This window comes from Lactobacillus kefiranofaciens, from assembly GCF_014656585.1.
Taxonomy (GTDB): domain Bacteria; phylum Bacillota; class Bacilli; order Lactobacillales; family Lactobacillaceae; genus Lactobacillus; species Lactobacillus kefiranofaciens.
Genome location: NZ_CP061341.1, coordinates 1992290 through 2012265 on the forward strand (window position 1 = coordinate 1992290; position 19976 = coordinate 2012265).

Sequence of the window (19976 nt, forward strand, 5' to 3'; positions counted from 1 at the left end):
TCCGTTATTTACCACTGTAAAGACCAAAACTTGCAAGCCAAGCAATGAATACTCGTGGTACACCGTTTAAAAATCTTGAGTACAAAACAGAAGTTACACCAACTTCAACTGTTTTGGCATCAGCATCCATTAAGCCCAGTCCAACTGGAATAAAATCACACCCATTTTGAGTATTAATAGCAAACAAGGCTGGCAAAGCATATTGTGGTGGAATATTACCCTTACCAATTTCTACACCAATCAAAGTCCCAATAATCTGACCAATTACTCCTCCTGGTCCAAGTAATGGTGATAAGAATGGAAGTGAACAAATAAAGCCTAGAATCATTAAACCCCAAATATTGCCTGCAAGTGGTGTAATCAACTTAGCAAACCATTTACCAATTCCTGAAGCATTAATAATACCAATTAACAAAGATACAAAGGCCATAAATGGTAAAATAGTTTCGATAACAGTTTTAACTGATTTTTTAGCAGCTTGATTAAAGGTAGCAACTATTTTACCAACGCCAACACCGACTTTAGCTACCCAGCCACCACTTTTTTGTTGCGTAAGTGTCTTTTGAGTATCGATTTTTGTTGAAGTAGTTGATTTCTTATCTTGAATTTTACTCTCATTATTATCCGTCGTAGATGGGGCATCCCCGGATGATGAAGTAATTTGATCAACGTCTACTGCTGAAACATATAATTCAGGAGTAATAAAATCTGCAAGTGGACCGGATTTACCGGTAGGCAAAATGTTAATTGTCTTGATTTTCTTTTTAGGATAGATCCCACATCTTAATGTACCGCCACAATCAACGACAGCCACAGCTACTTCTTCATCAGGAATAGATGTTTTAAAACCATCCACTGCTTTCATACCTGTTAGCTTGCTTAACTTATCAATAATTGCAGGACGATTACCGCCGGTAACATATAAAATCTTATTCTTTTGGTCAGTAGGAGTAATCGTTATCGGACCACCCCAGCCGCCAGATCCGCGAACTACTTTTACGCTCTTCCATTTTGTCATAATAATTGCCTCCAATTACTTAGTTAAGTTGGTCTCTTTAGACAGCTTAATACCAGTAGTTTTACATACATATGCAGTCGTAAAATCAGTAATCCAACCACCAATAAAGTTCATAATTAAACCAACTAATAGATATCTAACTGCTAAGTCCATAGTATTCAAGCCTAATTTTTGAACACCTGCAGCTATCCCCATCCAAATAAAATATTCAGCGGGATTAATATGAGGGAAAACACCATTACTGGTATTACAAAATTGAGCACATGATGCATAATAGCTAGGTTTATAATACTCTGGCAAAAATTTTCCCATAGTATGAGCTAACGGATTGCCTAGCATAAATGCTGCCAAAAATGGTAAAATCATATATCTCATAATCGGATTGCTAGCTGATGCCTTAGCAAACTTGTTCATCTTTTTTTGACCAATTAATGCAATTAGTGCATTCATGAACACTAACATGATCAAAACCAAAGGAATAATTGTTGCTACCCAGTTAGCAAATTGTTTGCCACCAGCTTGAAATAACCCCATAAACCATGTGGCAAAATCAATTATATACTTCATAATTTACGCCTTCTTTACTAACGTTTTTTACTTTATTACTAAACTTATTAAAGCCAATTATCGCCATATCTTTCCACATACTAAATACGGGAAGAGAAAAGAAATTATTGTTTTTATCCCAATCTGCTTGACTCATTTTTCCAGTCCGATAATTAATGAAATTACGATAAGCATTCAGAATACATTCTCTAGTTAATGGATCAAATTGCTGTAACTCATAATAAGAACTAGCTAAAATTGGCAGTGATTTATTTTCTAGTTTCTTAAAACGCTTAAATCTAGCAAAAACTGTCACGCCTTTCATTAGACTGGCATTTTGAATATAAGCATCTTGATCTATATTTAACAAAAGCAAACTGCCCGCATGAATCTTTTTAGGATTCTTACCAATTAATACTTTACCGTTTTTACTCATTCGCCTAAAAACTTTAACGAAATTTTGTAATTGCAGAAAGCCTAATATACTTTGTAAAAGAAAAACTAGGCCAATTAAAATTGAAATAAACCAAATATTCATCTTAAATTCCTTCTAGCATTTGAATGAAAGATCTTTCATTATTATACTTTTCCGCATTTTCTAAAAGAACCTGATTACGCACAATCATCGAAACAAAATCATATAATTCAGAAGTTGCTTTAACTAATGAACTATCTAAATTCTCAGGAATGCCTAATAACGCAATAAATCTTAATTTCGTCTTCTTGTAAACTACTCGTTTTTTAATAATTCCAAAACTAAGTAGAATCCGTTCCCTACCAGAATTATCAACTGCATGAGGAATCGCAATTCCATTTGAAATTACATTATTTGATTTCTTTTTTCTTTCTGTCCAACGTTGATAAAAGTCTAAGGTCAATTCATTATCTTTACTAAGCAATTCCGCTAGTTCTTTAACAGATTTATAATAAGAATCTTCATTGAGATCATATCTTACAACCTTAATCATACCCTGGGTAATATATTTTGAATTAAAGAAATAGTAACTACCGCTGTAAATCTTTCCCTCTTAAACAACAAATTAGGATTAATTACAGGAATATTTTTATAAACAAATGGCATTTTTGAAATTACAAATAAGTAATCACCATTGTCTTTAAGCAAATCTTGTCTTTGATTAAAAACTACTATTTTTGCTTTAGGCAAGTTCTTTTTTATTATTTTAGCTAAATAATCATTAGCCGAATTACGAAGATCTTTTATAATTGCAATTTTTTCAGCAAAATTTATCTTTTCTGTATTCAATTCAGTAATATATTGCTGGAAGTACAGTACTAAGTAATTAATTTCGCCTAAGCTGACCTTGACATGATATTTAGTTTCAATTATTTGTGCTAAACTAAGTGCAAATTCAAAAGCAACAGGATATTTTTCAGCAGTTTCTTCAGGTAAAGTTTCATTAATCTTTTTCCTTAAGATACAGCGGTTAATTAAAAATAAAATATGCCATTTTATCTTGTAATACACTGTATCTGTATTAAGACCGTAGTTAATCACGCTTTTCTTCAAACTACTATAAACTAATTTGCGGTTTTCATTAAACAACTGATCAACTTTCGTTTCATTGGTATAGATATTTTTATCTAAATTCAGAGGCGATAACAGAAACATAATTTCTGTTGAGGTTAGACCCAAGAAATGAACTTCTAACCATGAAACCAATGCCTGAATCTCCACGTTTTCTTTATTCCACAAAGGCTCAAAAAATGGCATTTTATCTTCTACCTGACCATGACAATTTCTAATCTTTTCAAGCACAAGAATATTTAATATAATTTCCTTTAATTTAGTCTTATCTGTAAACTTCTTATCTAAAGAAGCATATATTGTTTTGAAACGATCTGAATCAATGTAGTTTCGCTTTAAAGTCATAATATTTCTCAGCAAAAGCAAAATCATGGCTTCATTTTTAAAACAAATTTTGATACCTTTTCCTTGCTTGCCAATGACCTTAGCTGAATACAATTGAAGATAATTTTCTTTACTAGCTATACTTTTACTAATAGAACGCCTATCAAGCGCCAGCTGATCTGCTAAGTCATCAATAGAGATATAATCTGTCTGCTTGATCAATTCATAAATAATGCAAATTGATTTTTCCTCTGGATCATCAATATCAAGCCCACTTTTTAAATACTTATATTGCATTTGATAAAAAACGTTGTAATTACAAATAGATAAACTATAAGAATTACCACGTTTAATTATTGATGCGATATTTTTAAGAATTTGAGATAGATTCTTTATTCTATTTTCAATGGTTCATCTGCTTACATTTTGCAAATAGGCTAATTCATCAATAGTTGTAGGCCCATTTTCCAGCAATATTCTAATAATTTTATATAAATCGCTGTTCATATCCTAGGCCTCCAATCTTTGATAATTTTATCCTCTTGATTTACCACCTGCTACATTGATAGTGACACCTGTAATGTAGCTTGCTCTTTCAGAAAGTAAATATGATACTAAATCCGCAACTTCGTATAAATGACCGCTTCTGCCCATTGGCGTAGTCGTTGTACTCTTATAACCCGCGCGAAGCTGATCAACTGTAATATTCCTAGTATAAGCCAGAGCATTTTCATAGCTTGGTGTTCTTAAACCTGTAGCTTCCATGATACCAGGAGCTACACCAGCTACTCTCACATTAAACTTACCTAATTCTTTAGCCCATGAACGAGTAAAGCCATTAATAGCACCCTTAGTAGCTGAGTAAATACTCTGTCCCTGAGAACCCTCAAGTCCTGCTTCACTTGACATATTGACAATTACACCATGTTTTTGACTAACTAAATGGCGACCTACTGCTTGAGACATTAACATTACGCTTTTAACATTAACTGCAAACATCTTAGCCCAATCTTGCTCAGTCATCTCATATTGACTTTCTGGCTTTTTATCATCGACTAACAATCTTGGCAAGTTAATTCCAGCATTATTAACTACACCATCAATTCTTCCTAATTCAGAAATTGTAGATTCAACTGTAGTTTCAACATCTTTTCTGTTAGTAACATCTGTATCGCAGAAAGTTAAGTTTTCATTTGCTTCCTTAGGCTCATTCAAGTCAGCATCCACAACTTTAGCACCGTGTCCTAAAAGTTCCTTAACAATTGCTGCACCAATACCAGATGAACCACCTGTTACAATATAAACTTTGTCTTCTAAATTTAACCAATCGTTCATTTTAAATACCTCTTTTCGCTTGATTCATTTTCTATCTTAATGAATGCGGTTACATTACTTAATAGCATGTTTTTCGAACCAGTTTGAAAAAGATGTATCTAATAACAAACAAAAAGTACTACCTAACAAATTAAATGGCAGTACTTAAATTTTTACTCTAAGCCTTGTTCAAAGCGATACTGCTGTAATAAGTATTCTTTGAAAAACGGTAAGGTAAAGGCAACTTCACCATAATTAGTAGATTTGATGACCTGATCATCTAACAGCCGTCGACGATAATTTGCAACAAAGTTACTCGGGCGATTTAATCTTTCACGAATTTTTTTGATTGAAACACGATGTTGGGAACTCTGAGCCATCGCCAAAACAAACTTTTTATCTTGTAGCGACAAGCTACTAAATATTTTAGTATAAGCATTCTGATCAAGTTCAACTAGATATTCCAGCTTAATCTCGTCTAACAAATCTTGATCAACCGTCTTGCTTTTTTGGGCAACGTTCCAAACTAAGTAGCCCAGCAGTTGAAATCCATATGCATATCCCATTGTCATTAATGCCATTTTACTAAGAGTATCTTCCGTCACTTGAAAACCAGAACGCTTAAAAACGTTGTTATAACTGATTTCAATTTGCGATAGATTTAAGGCTGACAAAGCTATTCTTTTTCCACGTAATAAGAAAGTCATTACGTCTTCATTTTGCAATTCAGAAATATTCTCAGGAAGGCCGGTCATCATTAAGGCAACAGGATAATCCTCTCTATTTAGGATCTGATAATAAGCTACAAAATTCTTTAATTCGGTATTAGATTTAGCCTCATCTAACGTGATCAAAACTTTAATCCCTTTTTCTCTTAATTTAGTAAACATATTAGTCAGAATCCCTTGATAAGTAGAAAGAGTGGGTTTACTTAGATCAGCGCTTAATTGTAATCCAACTGCAGAAAAACTAAGTCCACGAATGGATTCAAATGTTTTTTGTAAGTCTGAACTAGCTTTCATGTATAAATCGTCTACTAAAGTAGCCATTAGATTTGATCCCATTGCTAGATTAACAACCAACCAGTCTGGCGCTTGCTTCACTTTTCTGCCAACTTCTGTTAAAAAAGTGGTTTTACCTACCCCTCGCATTCCGTAAACTATAGAAACTTTATAAGGACTGTTAGGATTATTTAACTCTTCAACTACTTCATTAATTAGTTGACCACGATTCAAAAAGATCGTTGGAATTCTCCTAAAACTCGGATTAAACGGATTGTTCATTCTGCCACCTACTTGCTAAGATACATTTGTTCCATCTTATCATTTTTATGTATCTCTATGTATCTTATCCCACTAAAAAAGCAGCAAAGCTACTAACTTCACTGCCTAATTTTAATTTTTCCTGCCGTGCTTAATCACATAAGAGAGTGCCGCAATAATTAATACTGCTGCACCAACTGCTACGGAAATACGCGTTTCCGGGTTAATGAACATAAAAATGACGATCAGTACTAACATGATCAATGCAAAATAATTGGAATAAGGATAAAGCGGCAATTTGAAGGGATGCTTCTTCATTAGATCTAGATTCTTTTTCCTAAAGCGTAATTCCGCTAGCAAAATTACGAACCACGCTACCATCCCTGGCAAAACGGATGAACTATAAACGATTACAAAAATATTGCCAAGTGATTTACTAAAGAATTGCAACAGCACATTTAACATAAAGCCAATAAAAATACCCGAAGTAATTCCGATAATTGCATGACTAGGAACGATACGCTTAGAAACATAGCTAAAAGTCTTTGGTGCATATTCTTCGTGCGCCATTTTATACAGCATTCGACTAGATGAATAAATACCTGAATTTGCCCCAGATAAGGCGGCTGTCAAAACGACAAAGTTAATTACCGAAGCGGCAGCAGTAATTCCTACCTTGGCAAAAGTCGTTACAAATGGAGAACCAATATTGCCTAGTTGATCCCACGGATAAATTGTCACGATTACGAAAATTGCCCCAACATAGAAGATTAAAATTCGCCATAATACAGACTTAACGCTTTTCACAATTGCCTTGTGCGGATCTGCTACTTCACCAGCAGAAATACCAATTAACTCAATCCCTTGATAAGAACCAACAATAATCGCCATGGAGAATAAAAAGCCTTTAATGCCGCCGGTAAAGAAGCCGCCGTGACTCCACAAATTAGAAAAGCCTACCGGATGACCACCATTGCCAAAGCCAAACAGAATTACCATGAAGCCCAAGATGATCATCAAAATGATAGTAACCACTTTAATCATGGCAAACCAAAATTCCAATGTTGCATAAGCTTTCGCACTAGCTAAATTGGCTACTAATAAAAACAGAATAATTATTACCCCGGCAATCCAGTCAGAAGTACCTTTCCACCAGAAGCGAAGATATTCTGTCGTGGCTACCACTTCAGAAATACCAACCACAATATACTGAAAGACGTTCGCCCATTCAGCTAAATAGCCAGCAATCGGATGAACATGTTCTGTAGCGTAATCCGCAAAGGAGCCAGTACCTGGATCGACATACAGCATCTCGCCTAATGCCCGCATTACGATATACAAAATCACGCCGACAAAAATATAGGCCAATAATACTGATGGTCCTGTCCATTTAATTGTGGAGCCGGCCCCCATGAATAAACCAACTCCGATCGCTCCTCCAAGCGAGATCATTTCCATTTGTCCAGCCGTCATCGAACGTTTTAATTCAGGTGCCTTTTTCACCATACACAACTCCCTTTCTTTTGTATTTGTAAAAAATTCCCCTGGAAATAATTTAATTTTCCTCTAATTATTATACATAATTATGCTTTTCGTACAAAACTGTAGCTAATTGCTAAAACTACTACAAATAAAATTGAAATGATTAATGCTAACTGGGTTGTAGGAATAAAGAATAGTAACGCCAACACAGCTAAATAAAAGATAATCGTTACCCAGCTAGTTACAGGATAACCAGGCATTCTAAACTTGCCTAAACTAGCTTTATTCTGATTGCGATAAACAATATGCGCCCACATAATCATGAGCCAAACAATCACAAAACAGATCGTCGAAACAGTTGACACTACAGCAAAAATACTAGCTGGCATGACATAATTGAGAATTACAACGACAAATAAAATTAATGATGAAGTCGTCAGCGCATTCAATGGAATTGCTTTTTTAGTCAAACTGCTTAGCTTCTTAGGAGCATGACCATTGCGGGCTAAAGAATAAAGTGACCGACTAGTTGAAAAGATCGCACTATTGGTTGCTGACATTGCGGCAGTCAGAACAACGAAGTTCAAGATTCCAGCAGCGGCCGTTACGCCAATTCCCATAAAGACCTGCACAAATGGACTCGAGGTCGTCTTGATTTCATTCCACGGATAGACTGACATGATTGCCAACATTGAGCCGACATAGAACAGACCGATTCTTACTGGCAATGTGTTGATCGCCTTGGGAATGTCCTGTTCTGGATTGGCTGTTTCACTAGCTGTTTGACCAACAATCTCCACGCCTACGAAGGCAAAGACTACCATCTGGAAGGAGAGCAGGAATCCCCACCAGCCAGTTGGAAAGAAGCCACCGTGATTAACCAAATTAGTTAGCGAAACATTCCCACCTTTAACTGGAGTATGTAACACAATCATCACAGCGCCGGTAATGCTCAAAGCCACAATTGCGATAACTTTGATCATTGAAAACCAACTTTCCAATTCACCAAACAAACCTACATTAACGGTGTTAATCAAAAGGAGCAGTACAATAATCGCCAATGGTCCGACCCATTGTGGCAACCACGGAAACCAGTAGCGTAAATAAATACCAGTAGCAGTCAAGTCAGCCATCGCTAGTGTTAACCAGCAAGCCCAATAAGTCCAACCCGCAACAAACTCAGCTCGCTTGCCCAAATACTTCTTAATTGCTTCAAGAAAGGAACGACTCTCTGGATCAGCCAAGATCAGTTCGCCTAATGCTCGCATCATGAAGAAGGTGATAATTCCGACAATTAAATAGGACAAAATGATCGACGGACCTGCGCTATGAATTGCTGAGCCGGAACCTAAGAACAGTCCTGTACCAATCGCTCCACCGATCGCAATCATGGTCACATGGCGGCTTTTCAATCCACGTTTTAGTCTTGGCTTCTCACTATCGCATTCACATCTTTCCCCTTTAAGAAAAAAGCGTCTATTTCGGTAATGAAACAGACGCTCCATCAAAATTACTTTTGACTTGCATTATAACGGCAACTTACTTTTTGTGCAATTATTTTTTGCTTTTAATTCGATTATTTAGATAAGCTGTAAAAATCAAAATTGCAATTGCAATCAAAATGAAGGCAATCACGCTTAAAGTTGGCATCCCAAAAAGAGGCATACAAGCTAAAATTTCAATAATCATCAATATTGTAGTAATCCAAACCACTTTACCGCGATAGAATTTTAACCAATTAATCACAGCGTATGCAATATCTAAAATCGCTAGAACTAAGATCCCATATACTAACGCATATTGACCCCATTGGGGCAAGTACCAAATCATCGCGCCACTGATCTCCAACATTAGAATTAACATAATAGCAATAATATCAACTTCAAAGCTTAAAATAATCCGCATGAAAACAAGCAACAAATCCAAATTGTCATGTCGCGTGTTTAAATTAAAGTAGATTAAGCCTAAAATTCCTGGGGCAGCCAGTAAGACTATTATCAGAGAATGAAACATCTCTGCTTGATAAACACCCAGCGGAATTCCTGCTATTGCCTGGGCAATTGTCAAAATCACCGTCACTACAAATGAAGCCGTCATTATTACTTGCAGCCAGCCTTGTTTTTGCTGCAGCCATAGAGTTAAGGCAATAAGAAAATATAGAATTCCATAAATTGTCGCAATTACTGCTTCTCGACCTGGCCATTGCGTTACAAAGCAAAAAACGCCAGCAGCTAAGGCTAAGATCGTCAAAATTATTTTGATAATTAAATCAATTGTTTTTCTATCCATGTTCCTAATCTTTTTACTCGAATCGTATTAGTTAGATTATACAAGAAATCATGTATGTAAAAAAGGATATTCCCTGGGGAATATCCTTCAAACACAGACTAACTAAAAATTAGTCTTCTTTTTTATCTTCAGTTTTAGCTTCGTCTTTCTTAACCTTTTCTTCAATCTTTGGAGAAATATCATATATTGCTTCACCGTTTAAGTACAAGTGCTTGTCATCAGCAGTGAATTCAATCTTCTTAGTATCCGGCTTGCTCAAGATCAACTTAGCAGCTGGTGTCTCAAGATTTTGTTCCACCACTCTTCTTAATGGCCGAGCACCGAATTTCTTGTCGTAACCCTTTTCTGCTAAGAATTTCTTAGCTTCATCTGATACTTCAACCGTAATATCCTTCTTAGCAAGAACATGAGTCATCTTCTTTAAGTAGATGTCGATGATCTTGCCCATGTCTTTTTCAGTAAGTGAGTTGAATGGAACAATTGCATCAAGACGGTTCAAGAATTCAGGTCTGAAGTAATTTTCAAGAGCTGAGATCAACTTGTCTTGGTCAACCTTGCCGTCCTTCAACAACTTGTCTGAGAAGCCAGCATTAGAAGTCATGATCAAGATCGTGTCCTTGAATGAAACGGTTCTGCCTTGTGCGTCAGTCAAACGACCATCATCCATGATTTGGAGAAGTGCGTTGAAGACTTGTGGGTTAGCCTTTTCAATTTCGTCGAACAAAATCAATGAGTATGGTTCATGACGAACTTTTTCAGTTAATTGACCGCCTTCACCGTAGCCTACATAGCCTGGTGCAGAACCAATCAACTTGTTGACTGCCATTTCATCTTGATATTCACTCATGTCCAAACGGATTAAGTGATCCTTGCTGCCAAATAATTGAATAGCCAATTGCTTAGCAAGTTCAGTCTTACCAACACCAGTAGGACCAGTGAGCAAGAATGAACCAGTTGGACGATCATTGTCCTTGAAGACTTGCTTACGAGCAATAGCATCAGTAATGACATCAATTGCCTTGTCTTGGTCAATGACGTTTTGCTTTAATTTCTTAGCCAAATCAATATTCTTTTGCGCTTCGTCAGCGTGGAGTTCACTCATTGGAATCTTGGTCTTTTGCTCAATAATTGCGTAGATGTCCTTCTCAGTTACTTCTGGAGTATTCTTGGTGTCTACGTTCTTTAGTTGTGCTTCAAGTTCAGCAATCTTCTTCTTGATGTCAGCTGCCTTGTCGTAGTCTTCTGCCTTAGCAGCTTCAGACTTCTTAGCTTCAAGAGCATTAATTTGGTTCCTCAAGCTCTTTTCATCAGTTGGTTGTACAAGCAAAGCCTTCTTAGCACCAGCTTCATCCATCAAGTCGATGGCCTTGTCTGGTAAGTAACGGCCTTGGATATATCTTTCTGATAATTCAACAGCTAACTTCAGACTGTCGTCACTGTATTTTACGTGGTGGTAGTCTTCATACTTCTTCTTCAAACCTTCCAAGATCTTCACAGCTACCTTAGTAGTTGGTTCTGGAACTTGAACAGGTTGGAATCTACGTGATAAAGCTGGGTCTTTTTCAATTCTTTGGTATTCACTAGTAGTAGTAGCACCAATTAGCTTCAAGTCACCACTAGCAAGAGCTGGCTTCAAGATATTGGCTGCATCACCATTGTTGTTTTCAGAATCTGTTGAACCTGCACCTACAATGTTGTGCAATTCATCGATGAACAAAATAATGTTTGGATCGCTCTTAGCCTTGTCGATGACTTTCTTTAATCTCTCTTCAAAGCTACCACGAAGGCTAGAACCAGCAACCATGTCATTAATGTTAATTGAAATAATGTGCATGTTAGCCATCTTAGCTGGTACATTACCTGAAGCAATTCTTTCAGCTAAGCCTTCTACAATAGAAGTCTTACCAACACCAGCTGGCCCAATCAAGACAGGATTGTTCTTCTTACGTCTTGATAAAATCTCAATTACATTATCAATCTGTTCATCACGACCGATTACTGGATCGAAATGATTATGCTTAGCTTCTTCAACTAAGTCTACGCCAATTGTTTTTTCATTAGTTTGGTTAGGATTCTGTTGAATAGTCTGTGGAGTGGCACCCATATTGCTTGAGTAGTTCACTGGAATTGAGCCACCGTTGCTGGCTCTTCTGTTGCCAAAGTCATCGTTAAAGAATGAGCTGTTCAATTCGTTAAATAAGTTATCAAAATCATTGTCAAAGTATGCCATATTCGCAACACTCCTTATGTCAAATTTAGATCATTAGCACTCAATGGCTTTGAGTGCTAGCTCTTTACATTTATAAGTATAGCAGGTTATCCACAAAAAGCAATAGAAAAGCTAAAAGCTTTCCACATTTATTTTTATTTTTGTGATTAATAAGCAAAAAAGTGCCAAACATGTTGATATATCAACACATCTAGCACTTCACAAAATATAAAGAATTTCTTAAGATCACTATGAAAATTAGTTTTTTATCGTCTTATTATCAAAGTTTTCCACAATAATACTAATTTTGATCCTTTCTACCATTATTCTTATCTTTATTTTGATTTGCTTGATTTGGATTATTTTTAGGTTTCACAGGATTGAGCAAATGCTGTTCAATTACCTGAACAACCTGCTCATTTTGAGGCAAATCTGAGTGATCTGCTTCTTCACCCGTTACGATCATTGCAGTGAAGTTTTTAACCCGGTTTTGAAAGATATATTTGCCGGCAGCTACACTGGCCTCAGGCACAATTCCATCTGATTCATAGTTCTTACCACCAGATAATGAATAGACAACCAAATCTTTCGGAATCCTATTCCTATCTTTGATAAAGTCTTCCAACATCTGCGTTCTATGACTAGCATTGCCTTCACTAAAATTATATGGCGTACCTACCGTCATCAGTCGCTTCATCGTGATTTCATCGGAATACGTTGAATAATAATGCTCTAGCCAGTAGGTCCAGATCAAGCCACCATTTGAATGACCAAAAGCCTTGAAATTATTAAATCTATAATTCTGTGTCAAATCGTAAAAAGCCTGATCTAGCCAGCCTGCCTGCTTCTTGATATTGCTGTAGCCGTCTTTATTGTTTTGGAAACCTACTATAATAAAAGGCTCATTATCGTTTTTATCAATTGAACCAGAATAAGACAATACCCCTTTAGTCGAAACGTTAATCTTCAATACGCTGTGCTTAGTTGGCGTATCACGGTTTAGTTGGTTGACTAATTCATTGAAACGCTCGGTTGTTGCACTTGAGCCAGGAACCATAATTACTGGCGACAAGATAGACTTCTGCCGCTGAGCCCGCATCCGGTTGCCTTCCTTCATCCAGCTATAACCTGGAATAGCCAGCAGAATAATCAATGCTATTACAATGAGTAGCCACTTTAAGTTGGGATTTTTACCTAAATTACTTTGCTTTTTGCTCATATTCTTTCAGTCTCTTCTCAATCTTTTGTCCCAGCATGGTAGTTGGAACAAGCAATACAATATCAAAAATAAATAATAAGATAGAAAATACTAAATTCATCCAATTTCCGTTAGAGCCGAAAAACGAAATCAAAATTCCTGGAGTCCCCTTTAACACAGGATAAACGCAAGGCGGAATAAGATGAATGGCAATTGCACCAGCCGCAAGTAACACATTGATTAGAGGAATAATTAGCATCGATAAAAAGAAAACCGGATTCAAAATGATCGGCATCCCAATCATAAAGCCCCACGTCGAATTAAAGGCCGCTGGTAAAAGGTTTGCTTTAGCAATATTCTCACTTTCTTTAGAGTTTTTATTTGCTAATAAAATCAAGACGATTAAGGCCAGAACCAAGCTCGCACCACCCATTGCACCATAGGGATAAACTAGCGAGCTACCTAAGAATCTATGTGGTACATTCCAAGCACTGCCATGCCTTAATGCATAATTCAAATTAGCAGTTGCTGCAGCACCTGAAGCTGCGTTAGAGATTGATGATAAGGGGTAGCCAATACCAATCCAGCTTAATATCATTACCACCAACAATAAAGCTAAGATTTCCAGCAAATTATTTGAACCTTGCACCTGGACAACCAAGGTCTTGAAAGTGTCAGAATTAATAATTTTGATTTGAAACTCATAGATTATAATGCCTAATACCATCCCGCATCCAAGTGAAACTGACATTGGCAAAAACGAATTCCATGCTCGCTGCCGAATACGCTCGGTGTGTTCAAAAGAAATAGGTTGATGATCCTTACCTAGCCAATGAAAAATCTGCCCCACAACATAACCAATTAAAATAGCTAAAAGCAGTGCATTAATCTTTAAAATACTGGATGAAAACGGTGACCGATCTCCTGCACTGTTTGCTACATTATTTGCATACGCGCAGAACATAATGACAATCACCGCGGTCATGCCGGCTAAAGTTGAGTCCTTTTTATATAATCTTGCGGTATAACGAGCTGCAAAATATGCAGTATACATACCAAACAAGCCAAAGGTTACCCGCACAAAACCATTACTAATAAAAGCTCCAGCATACCAAAGATGATCCGACATTGTTTCATCAAAGCTAAAGATATTATAGATGAAGCTATCTGGTGAAAAAACTGCATCCCGCAATAACTCAAAGTAGGAACCAACAATGGCAATCGGCATTAGCATCATCAATGTACGCTGAATTATTCTAAAAATCGATAGCCTTCTAACGCGAAGGACAAAACCTACTACTTTATCTCCCATGGTGTTTTCCTTTACCTATCTTCCAAAAATATGATTGAATTAACTTAGATCTATTATACATGTATGCTAGAAAGTTGATCATTATGGCTTATATTGAATTAAAAAATAATACCAAAACTTATCAATCCGGTGATACAACTATTTACGCCAATAAAAATATTACATTTTCTGTCGCTCAGGGAGAGTTAGTCATTATCCTAGGCTCATCCGGAGCAGGCAAATCTACTTTACTTAATATTTTAGGCGGGATGGAACCAAATACTAGTGGCGACGTAATCGTGGCTGGCAAGAATATTGCCAACTATAATGCTAAGCAGCTCACCACTTATCGCCGCAATGACATGGGCTTCGTCTTTCAATTCTATAACCTTATTCCTAATTTAACGGCAAAAGAGAACGTCGAACTAGCGGCTCAAATCGTGCCCGACGCGATGAGCGTGGACAAAGCTTTGCAACAAGTTGATTTAGCCAATAGAGAGGACAATTTCCCCGCGCAACTATCTGGCGGGGAACAACAACGCGTGGCCATTGCCCGCGCAATCGCCAAGAAGCCAGAACTTCTCTTATGTGATGAGCCAACAAAATGGTTCAACCGTATTAATCGTTACCCACAACGCCGCTATTGCGCCAATTGCCGACAAGGTGATTCGCATTCATGACGGCGGTATTCAAGATATTAAAATTAACCATCAGCCTGCTGACATCAGTACAATCGAATGGTAGGTGATTATTATGCGTAAAACGATTTTATATAAAGACGCATTGCCAGCAATTACCCACTCGCTAGGGCGCTACATTGCTATTATTCTCTTAATCGGTCTGGGGACCTTTGCTTTTGTAGGGCTTAAGATGGCTGGTCCTGACATGCGTGCCACCGGTGGCAACTTTTTTAACAAGCATAATCTAGCCGACGTAACCATTACTTCCAACTATGGAATCAATTCAACCGATCGTGCTACTATCCGCAATTTGCCAGAAGTTAAAGAAGCCGCGTTTGGCTATTTTCAGGATGTACGCGTTAAAAATAGCCATGATACTCTACGCGTCTTTTCTCAATCTAACAATATTTCCAGTTACGAATTAATTAAAGGACATTTCCCGGACAATAAGCGAGAAATTGCCTTGTCATATTTACTAAAGAAGAAATACCATCTTGGACAACAAATCACCTTTAGCAAACCAGGTATTTTAAAAAATAAAACTTATCGCGTTGTCGGCTTCGTTAAATCCAGTGAATTTTTAGATAAAAATCAAATCGGGCAAACCAACATTGGTAATGGCCGCCTAACCGGTATCGCCGTAACCTCGCATAATGCTTTTGCTTCACCTGTATATCAGGTTTCACGTGTAACTTTTAAAAATACGGCTAGCCTAAGTCCCTTCAGCGTCGCCTACCGCAATCGTGTTTATCGCGACCAAGATAAGCTGCAAAAAGCACTTAATAAAAATCGCCGCGACAAATACAATAAGTACGTAGCTTTATACAAGGCACAATATCGGCAAAAAGCAGCACGACAATTATTAAAAAAAGGCATTCCAATCAATCCTAATCAAATTGAGGTGCCTAAAAATAAAATTAAAATTGCCTATCCAAGTTACACGATTAACGGCCGTGAAGAAAGCCAAGGCTATTCTTCCTACCGCGCTGATTCAGAACGAGTTGAAGTCCTCGCCAACGTCTTTCCTGTCTTTCTTTTTGCCGTAGCCGCGTTAGTCAGTTTGACAACCATGATGCGTTTTATCGAAGAAGAAAGAACCAATATTGGTACGCTAAAGGCACTAGGCTACGGTAATGGCGCAATTGCCATCAAGTTTTTGCTTTACAGTACCTCTGCCGCAATTTTAGGTGTAGTACTGGGCTCCATTTTAGGTGTAGTACTGGGCTCCATTTTAGGCTATACCTTTTTACCCGATTTAATCATCAAGGCATATCTGGCCTCTTCTACATTAGGGACTGGTTATCAGCTAAACTTTGCCTGGGGACCACTTTTAATCTCCTTAGCCGTTGCACTGCTTTCAACGACAGTCATCTCTATGCTTACACTTTGGCAAACGCTGCGCGAGCAGCCCTCAGCTTTGCTTTTGCCCAAACCACCTAAGAACGGCTCTAGAATTATGCTAGAACACATCCCTTGGCTCTGGCGGTACATGAGTTTTTCAGCCAAGGTCACAGCACGCAATATTTTCCGTTATAAGAGCAGAATGCTCATGACGATCTTGGGTGTAGCTGGCTGTACGGGGTTGTTAGTAATGGGCTTTGGTATCCGCGATTCGCTTCAAGGCATCGGCCACATTCAATATAATGATGTACAAAAAAATGATATTATCGCCTTGAAACCTAGCGATGTTACTAAAAAAGAAGAAAGAAAATTAACTCAAATTTTTAAAGAAAAAGCTATTACCCAAGTCAATGCGGTGCAGTATCAGCAGTTAAGCAAGCATCTAAAAAATAGCGGCTCAACTGAAAACGTGTCATTAATCGCGCCTAAAGATACTAAGACTTTTAGGAAATCAATTAACCTGTGGCAACGCCAAGATAAAAAGAAACTGATTCTACCCCAGAATGGCGTCATTATTTCAGAAAAACTAGCTACTATTCTTAATGCTAAAAAAGGCTCAACGATCTCTTTAAAAAACAGCCACGGCAAGATCTATCACTTCAAAGTTAGCGGTATCTGCGAAATGTATCTGGGTCACTATCTCTTCATGAGTCCGCGTGAGTATGAAAAGGCTACTGGCAAGAAGTATTCAGCTAATGCCTACTTAGTCACTACCAAGAAGCATGATCCTGCTTATGTGAACAAAGTCAGCAGGCAATTAGTAAAGACCGCAGCGATTGAAACCATCGTTTCTAATTCATCTAACAGAAAGCTCTTGGGCAGCTTTACGGGTAGTTTAAACGAGGTTATCTTTATTTTGATCTTAATCTCAGGGATGCTAGCGCTGGTTGTAATCTATAATTTAACCAACATTAATTTAACCAACATTAACGTAGCTGAAAGAATCCGTGAATTGTCCACAATCAAGGTCTTGGGCTTCTACGATAATGAGACGACGATGTATATTTACCGTGAGACCATTATCTTATCGCTGCTTGGAACTTTAGTAGGCTTTGGCTTCGGTTGGTGGCTGCATTACTTTATTATCACGAGCTTGCCGCCAGACGTCGCAATGTTTGACCCGAACATGTACCCGCTCAACTTTGTCTTTTCGGCATTAATTCCTGCCCTGATCACGGCTGCCTTGGCCATTGTAGTTCATCACAAGATTAAAAAAATCAATATGCTCGATGCTTTGTCATCTATTGACTAAAAGGCATTATGTTATAATTGCTTCATAAGAAAAGGTGGAGATAAAAATGCCAAGAAAGCACTTTGAATTAAATAGTGATGTCAGTAAGTTAATTGAAAAATATGATGAGATCAACGATGTTGATTTTAATAAGTTAGTCAACAAGGCCTTAAGATTCTACCTTGTTAATCAAATGAATTATAAAGATATCCAAGATGCTCTTAACGAGGCAGATATCGAAACTTCAAAATACGTTGATGAAGCAATGCGTTCCAGCATGGGCGACATCAATCGAAATTATTAGCATCAAAAAACGGCAAGTTCTAATCAACTTGTCGTTTTTGTTTTACTCATAATGCTTATAGCGATAATAACGGTAGCCAATCTTCTTCCCAAAAATCTTCTCGGAGATTCCCATGAAGTTGGCCAGCATAATATAAATACCTAGGAAGGCTAAGCCAAAGATAGCTAGATAAATGAAACTGCCCATGCGGCCGAGCGTGTTGAAGTGGCTGCCAATCAAGAGTTGATAGATAAAGAGTACAACAATGTAGATTTCATTAGCTACCACAATTGGCAATAGACTGCCTAGTTTAACGCCATAAGTATGATTCAGTTTATGATAACTAAGCAAGATCACTACTAAGAAGGCAATATCGCTAGATAAAATTGAACCGTCAGCACTTAACATAAAAGTCATCGGCACCTGTAAAATCAGCTTAATCACGACGCCCCATACTATGTAAATCACGGCTAGACGATTCATATTCAATGCCAAAAGCAAGGTTAAAGAGTTCATTACTAATCCAGCAAAGAGACTCTGGATAATATTTTCTACCAAATAATAGCTGCCAAAGCTGTCATGTGAAAATAATACCGTATAAACTGGCGAAGCCGCAAAAGCACCTAAAGCTACAACAGGCAGCAGAATAAATAAGAGTAGTCGATAATTCTCTAGGAGCAATTTTCTGATGCTTTTAACGCTATCCTTAGATTTATACTTAAGTCCAGCCAAAAGCGGCAGACTCGTCTCTGAGACGGCTGTAGCTAAAGAAATAATCACCGTTGTAATCTTGCTGGGATTAGCTGAGAAAATGGTATAGAGATAACTAACATAAGTTTTATCCATATGGTTGAAATTAATCAGAATTTGCTTAAATAGCAGCTGATCAACTAACTGCGTTACCGTAATAAATGAACCGAGCATCACAAATGGAATTGAAGCATACCATAAGTTAAGCAGATTGCGCGAAACATTGTTCAGGGAACGAGGCAGACTATTATTAATTAGCTCCCGGTAATCCCCCCATTGCTTACGCAAATAAGCAAACAAATACAGATAACTAGCAATTGCCCCAACGCAGGCGCCAAATACGCTGAAGTAAACCGCAATTACATAATTACGGTGAAAGACCTCGATGATTAACAGCGTAGCCAGCAAAATAAAGAGAATCCGGGCAAACTGCTCCCATAATTGGGAAATACCGTAAGGCTTCATATCGTTATTACCTTGGAACCAGCCACGAACCATGCTCATTGAAGGCAGAATCACTACGGCTGGCACTAATACCCGAATAGAAATCGTCGCGCTAGCCACCGAATCGACTGGGCTATTCTTGGCAATCAAAGGTGCCGTCACATACAGCAAGATCCCACAAGCAAGACCCATCACCAGCATAATAATCAAGCCTAGCTTAGTGATGTACAGACTATCTTTATATCTTTTTTGTGAATTAAGCTGTGATACTTCCCGGGCAATAACTGAAGGCAGTCCCGCTGCCCCAATGGACAAAAAGAGCGCATAAGGCGTGTATGACGAATTAAATAGCGCCTGCGCATTCAACTGATTGTGATAGCTCCCTAACATGATCAGCCAAGGAATTAAATAAACTACTCCTAGAATTCGTGAGACAATACTACCAAACGATAGCCAAAACGAACCGGATAGGATTTTTTTATTCAAAATAAAAACCTCAAATCTACGTTATCTCATTGCCTTCTTATTATACGTGGATTTTTTATTTTATGGGTAAAAAGTTGATTTTTTACCTCATAATAATACAAATCCGTTACATTATTTACTATATTATTACTCCTCGTTTAATTTTTTATTAGTCCCCTTGACCTTCTCTTTTATTATTATTATCCTTGATATGTTTCTATGCAAAGTTAACTAATTATTATT

General features: G+C 37.5%; 16 protein-coding genes and 1 pseudogene. 3 read left to right on the forward strand and 14 right to left on the reverse strand.

Annotated elements, in window-relative coordinates; all coding sequences use genetic code 11:
* Positions 1-4: 4 nt before the first annotated feature.
* From srlE to ICI50_RS09875, 13 genes are all read right to left on the reverse strand, one after another.
* Positions 5-1018, reverse strand: a complete 1014-nt coding sequence (gene srlE, locus ICI50_RS09815) for a PTS glucitol/sorbitol transporter subunit IIB (RefSeq protein WP_095342234.1) — start codon at positions 1016-1018, stop codon at positions 5-7.
* Between the two features lie 15 nt (positions 1019-1033).
* The gene (gene srlA, locus ICI50_RS09820; protein WP_013855059.1) at positions 1034-1585 is read right to left on the reverse strand and encodes a PTS glucitol/sorbitol transporter subunit IIC; all 552 of its coding nucleotides are present in this window, start codon (positions 1583-1585) and stop codon (positions 1034-1036) included.
* Positions 1569-2102, reverse strand: coding sequence for a transcriptional regulator GutM (locus ICI50_RS09825; RefSeq protein ID WP_095342235.1), 534 nt, complete (start codon positions 2100-2102; stop codon positions 1569-1571). Before ICI50_RS09825 ends, srlA begins: the two co-directional genes overlap by 17 nt.
* 1 nt (position 2103) lies before the next feature.
* Positions 2104-2532: a PTS sugar transporter subunit IIA gene (locus ICI50_RS09830; RefSeq protein ID WP_056941140.1), complete on the reverse strand. Its 429-nt coding sequence runs from the start codon at positions 2530-2532 to the stop codon at positions 2104-2106.
* A complete protein-coding gene (locus tag ICI50_RS09835) occupies positions 2529-3731 on the reverse strand; it encodes a PRD domain-containing protein (protein WP_025084180.1) in 1203 nt (400 codons plus the stop codon). The genes ICI50_RS09830 and ICI50_RS09835 overlap by 4 nt, the downstream gene beginning before the upstream one ends.
* A 237-nt stretch (positions 3732-3968) precedes the next feature.
* On the reverse strand, positions 3969-4769 hold the full coding sequence (locus ICI50_RS09840; protein WP_054640442.1) for an SDR family oxidoreductase: 801 nt from the start codon (positions 4767-4769) through the stop codon (positions 3969-3971).
* 152 nt (positions 4770-4921) lie between these two features.
* Complete coding sequence (locus ICI50_RS09845; RefSeq protein ID WP_056941141.1) at positions 4922-6031, reverse strand: ATP-binding protein; 1110 nt, start codon at positions 6029-6031, stop codon at positions 4922-4924.
* Between the two features lie 111 nt (positions 6032-6142).
* Positions 6143-7516 carry an amino acid permease gene (locus tag ICI50_RS09850; RefSeq protein WP_013855055.1) on the reverse strand — a complete coding sequence of 458 codons (1374 nt, stop codon included), beginning with the start codon at positions 7514-7516 and terminating at the stop codon, positions 6143-6145.
* A gap of 77 nt (positions 7517-7593) precedes the next feature.
* Positions 7594-8883 (reverse strand): amino acid permease, encoded by a 1290-nt coding sequence (locus ICI50_RS09855; RefSeq protein WP_013855054.1) that lies wholly within the window; start codon positions 8881-8883, stop codon positions 7594-7596.
* Between the two features lie 163 nt (positions 8884-9046).
* A complete protein-coding gene (locus tag ICI50_RS09860; protein ID WP_013855053.1) occupies positions 9047-9781 on the reverse strand; it encodes a hypothetical protein in 735 nt (244 codons plus the stop codon).
* Between the two features lie 109 nt (positions 9782-9890).
* Positions 9891-12011, reverse strand: coding sequence for an ATP-dependent Clp protease ATP-binding subunit (locus ICI50_RS09865; protein WP_013855052.1), 2121 nt, complete (start codon positions 12009-12011; stop codon positions 9891-9893).
* Positions 12012-12291: 280 nt separating this feature from the next.
* Positions 12292-13209 carry an alpha/beta hydrolase gene (locus tag ICI50_RS09870; RefSeq protein WP_095342236.1) on the reverse strand — a complete coding sequence of 306 codons (918 nt, stop codon included), beginning with the start codon at positions 13207-13209 and terminating at the stop codon, positions 12292-12294.
* The gene (locus ICI50_RS09875; RefSeq protein WP_188891626.1) at positions 13190-14500 is read right to left on the reverse strand and encodes a PTS sugar transporter subunit IIC; all 1311 of its coding nucleotides are present in this window, start codon (positions 14498-14500) and stop codon (positions 13190-13192) included. The genes ICI50_RS09870 and ICI50_RS09875 overlap by 20 nt, the downstream gene beginning before the upstream one ends.
* 83 nt (positions 14501-14583) lie before the next feature.
* Here ICI50_RS09875 and ICI50_RS09880 point away from each other — a divergent pair.
* The 3 genes and pseudogenes from ICI50_RS09880 to ICI50_RS09890 all read left to right on the forward strand — a co-directional run bounded on the left by ICI50_RS09880 (position 14584) and on the right by ICI50_RS09890 (position 18095).
* A pseudogene (locus ICI50_RS09880) lies at positions 14584-15223 on the forward strand (ABC transporter ATP-binding protein).
* A gap of 9 nt (positions 15224-15232) precedes the next feature.
* Entirely contained in the window at positions 15233-17812 is a 2580-nt protein-coding gene (locus tag ICI50_RS09885; protein WP_188891628.1) for an ABC transporter permease, read from the forward strand.
* 46 nt (positions 17813-17858) lie between these two features.
* Positions 17859-18095, forward strand: a complete 237-nt coding sequence (locus tag ICI50_RS09890; protein ID WP_013855048.1) for a hypothetical protein — start codon at positions 17859-17861, stop codon at positions 18093-18095.
* 42 nt (positions 18096-18137) lie between these two features.
* On the opposite strand, the gene ICI50_RS09895 is transcribed toward ICI50_RS09890, so the two are convergent.
* Complete coding sequence (locus ICI50_RS09895; RefSeq protein ID WP_082599020.1) at positions 18138-19754, reverse strand: putative polysaccharide biosynthesis protein; 1617 nt, start codon at positions 19752-19754, stop codon at positions 18138-18140.
* Positions 19755-19976: the final 222 nt, after the last annotated feature.

What these genes read in the sequence shown, in the direction of transcription:
- srlE (WP_095342234.1), bottom strand. Translation starts at nt 1,018, where the DNA reads ATGACAAAATGGAAGAGCGTAAAAGTAGTTCGCGGATCTGGCGGCTGG.
- srlA (WP_013855059.1), bottom strand. Translation starts at nt 1,585, where the DNA reads ATGAAGTATATAATTGATTTTGCCACATGGTTTATGGGGTTATTTCAA.
- ICI50_RS09825 (WP_095342235.1), bottom strand. Translation starts at nt 2,102, where the DNA reads ATGAATATTTGGTTTATTTCAATTTTAATTGGCCTAGTTTTTCTTTTA.
- ICI50_RS09830 (WP_056941140.1), bottom strand. Translation starts at nt 2,532, where the DNA reads ATGATTAAGGTTGTAAGATATGATCTCAATGAAGATTCTTATTATAAA.
- ICI50_RS09835 (WP_025084180.1), bottom strand. Translation starts at nt 3,731, where the DNA reads ATGCAATATAAGTATTTAAAAAGTGGGCTTGATATTGATGATCCAGAG.
- ICI50_RS09840 (WP_054640442.1), bottom strand. Translation starts at nt 4,769, where the DNA reads ATGAACGATTGGTTAAATTTAGAAGACAAAGTTTATATTGTAACAGGT.
- ICI50_RS09845 (WP_056941141.1), bottom strand. Translation starts at nt 6,031, where the DNA reads ATGAACAATCCGTTTAATCCGAGTTTTAGGAGAATTCCAACGATCTTT.
- ICI50_RS09850 (WP_013855055.1), bottom strand. Translation starts at nt 7,516, where the DNA reads ATGGTGAAAAAGGCACCTGAATTAAAACGTTCGATGACGGCTGGACAA.
- ICI50_RS09855 (WP_013855054.1), bottom strand. Translation starts at nt 8,883, where the DNA reads ATGATTGCGATCGGTGGAGCGATTGGTACAGGACTGTTCTTAGGTTCC.
- ICI50_RS09860 (WP_013855053.1), bottom strand. Translation starts at nt 9,781, where the DNA reads ATGGATAGAAAAACAATTGATTTAATTATCAAAATAATTTTGACGATC.
- ICI50_RS09865 (WP_013855052.1), bottom strand. Translation starts at nt 12,011, where the DNA reads ATGGCATACTTTGACAATGATTTTGATAACTTATTTAACGAATTGAAC.
- ICI50_RS09870 (WP_095342236.1), bottom strand. Translation starts at nt 13,209, where the DNA reads ATGAGCAAAAAGCAAAGTAATTTAGGTAAAAATCCCAACTTAAAGTGG.
- ICI50_RS09875 (WP_188891626.1), bottom strand. Translation starts at nt 14,500, where the DNA reads ATGGGAGATAAAGTAGTAGGTTTTGTCCTTCGCGTTAGAAGGCTATCG.
- ICI50_RS09885 (WP_188891628.1), top strand. Translation starts at nt 15,233, where the DNA reads ATGCGTAAAACGATTTTATATAAAGACGCATTGCCAGCAATTACCCAC.
- ICI50_RS09890 (WP_013855048.1), top strand. Translation starts at nt 17,859, where the DNA reads ATGCCAAGAAAGCACTTTGAATTAAATAGTGATGTCAGTAAGTTAATT.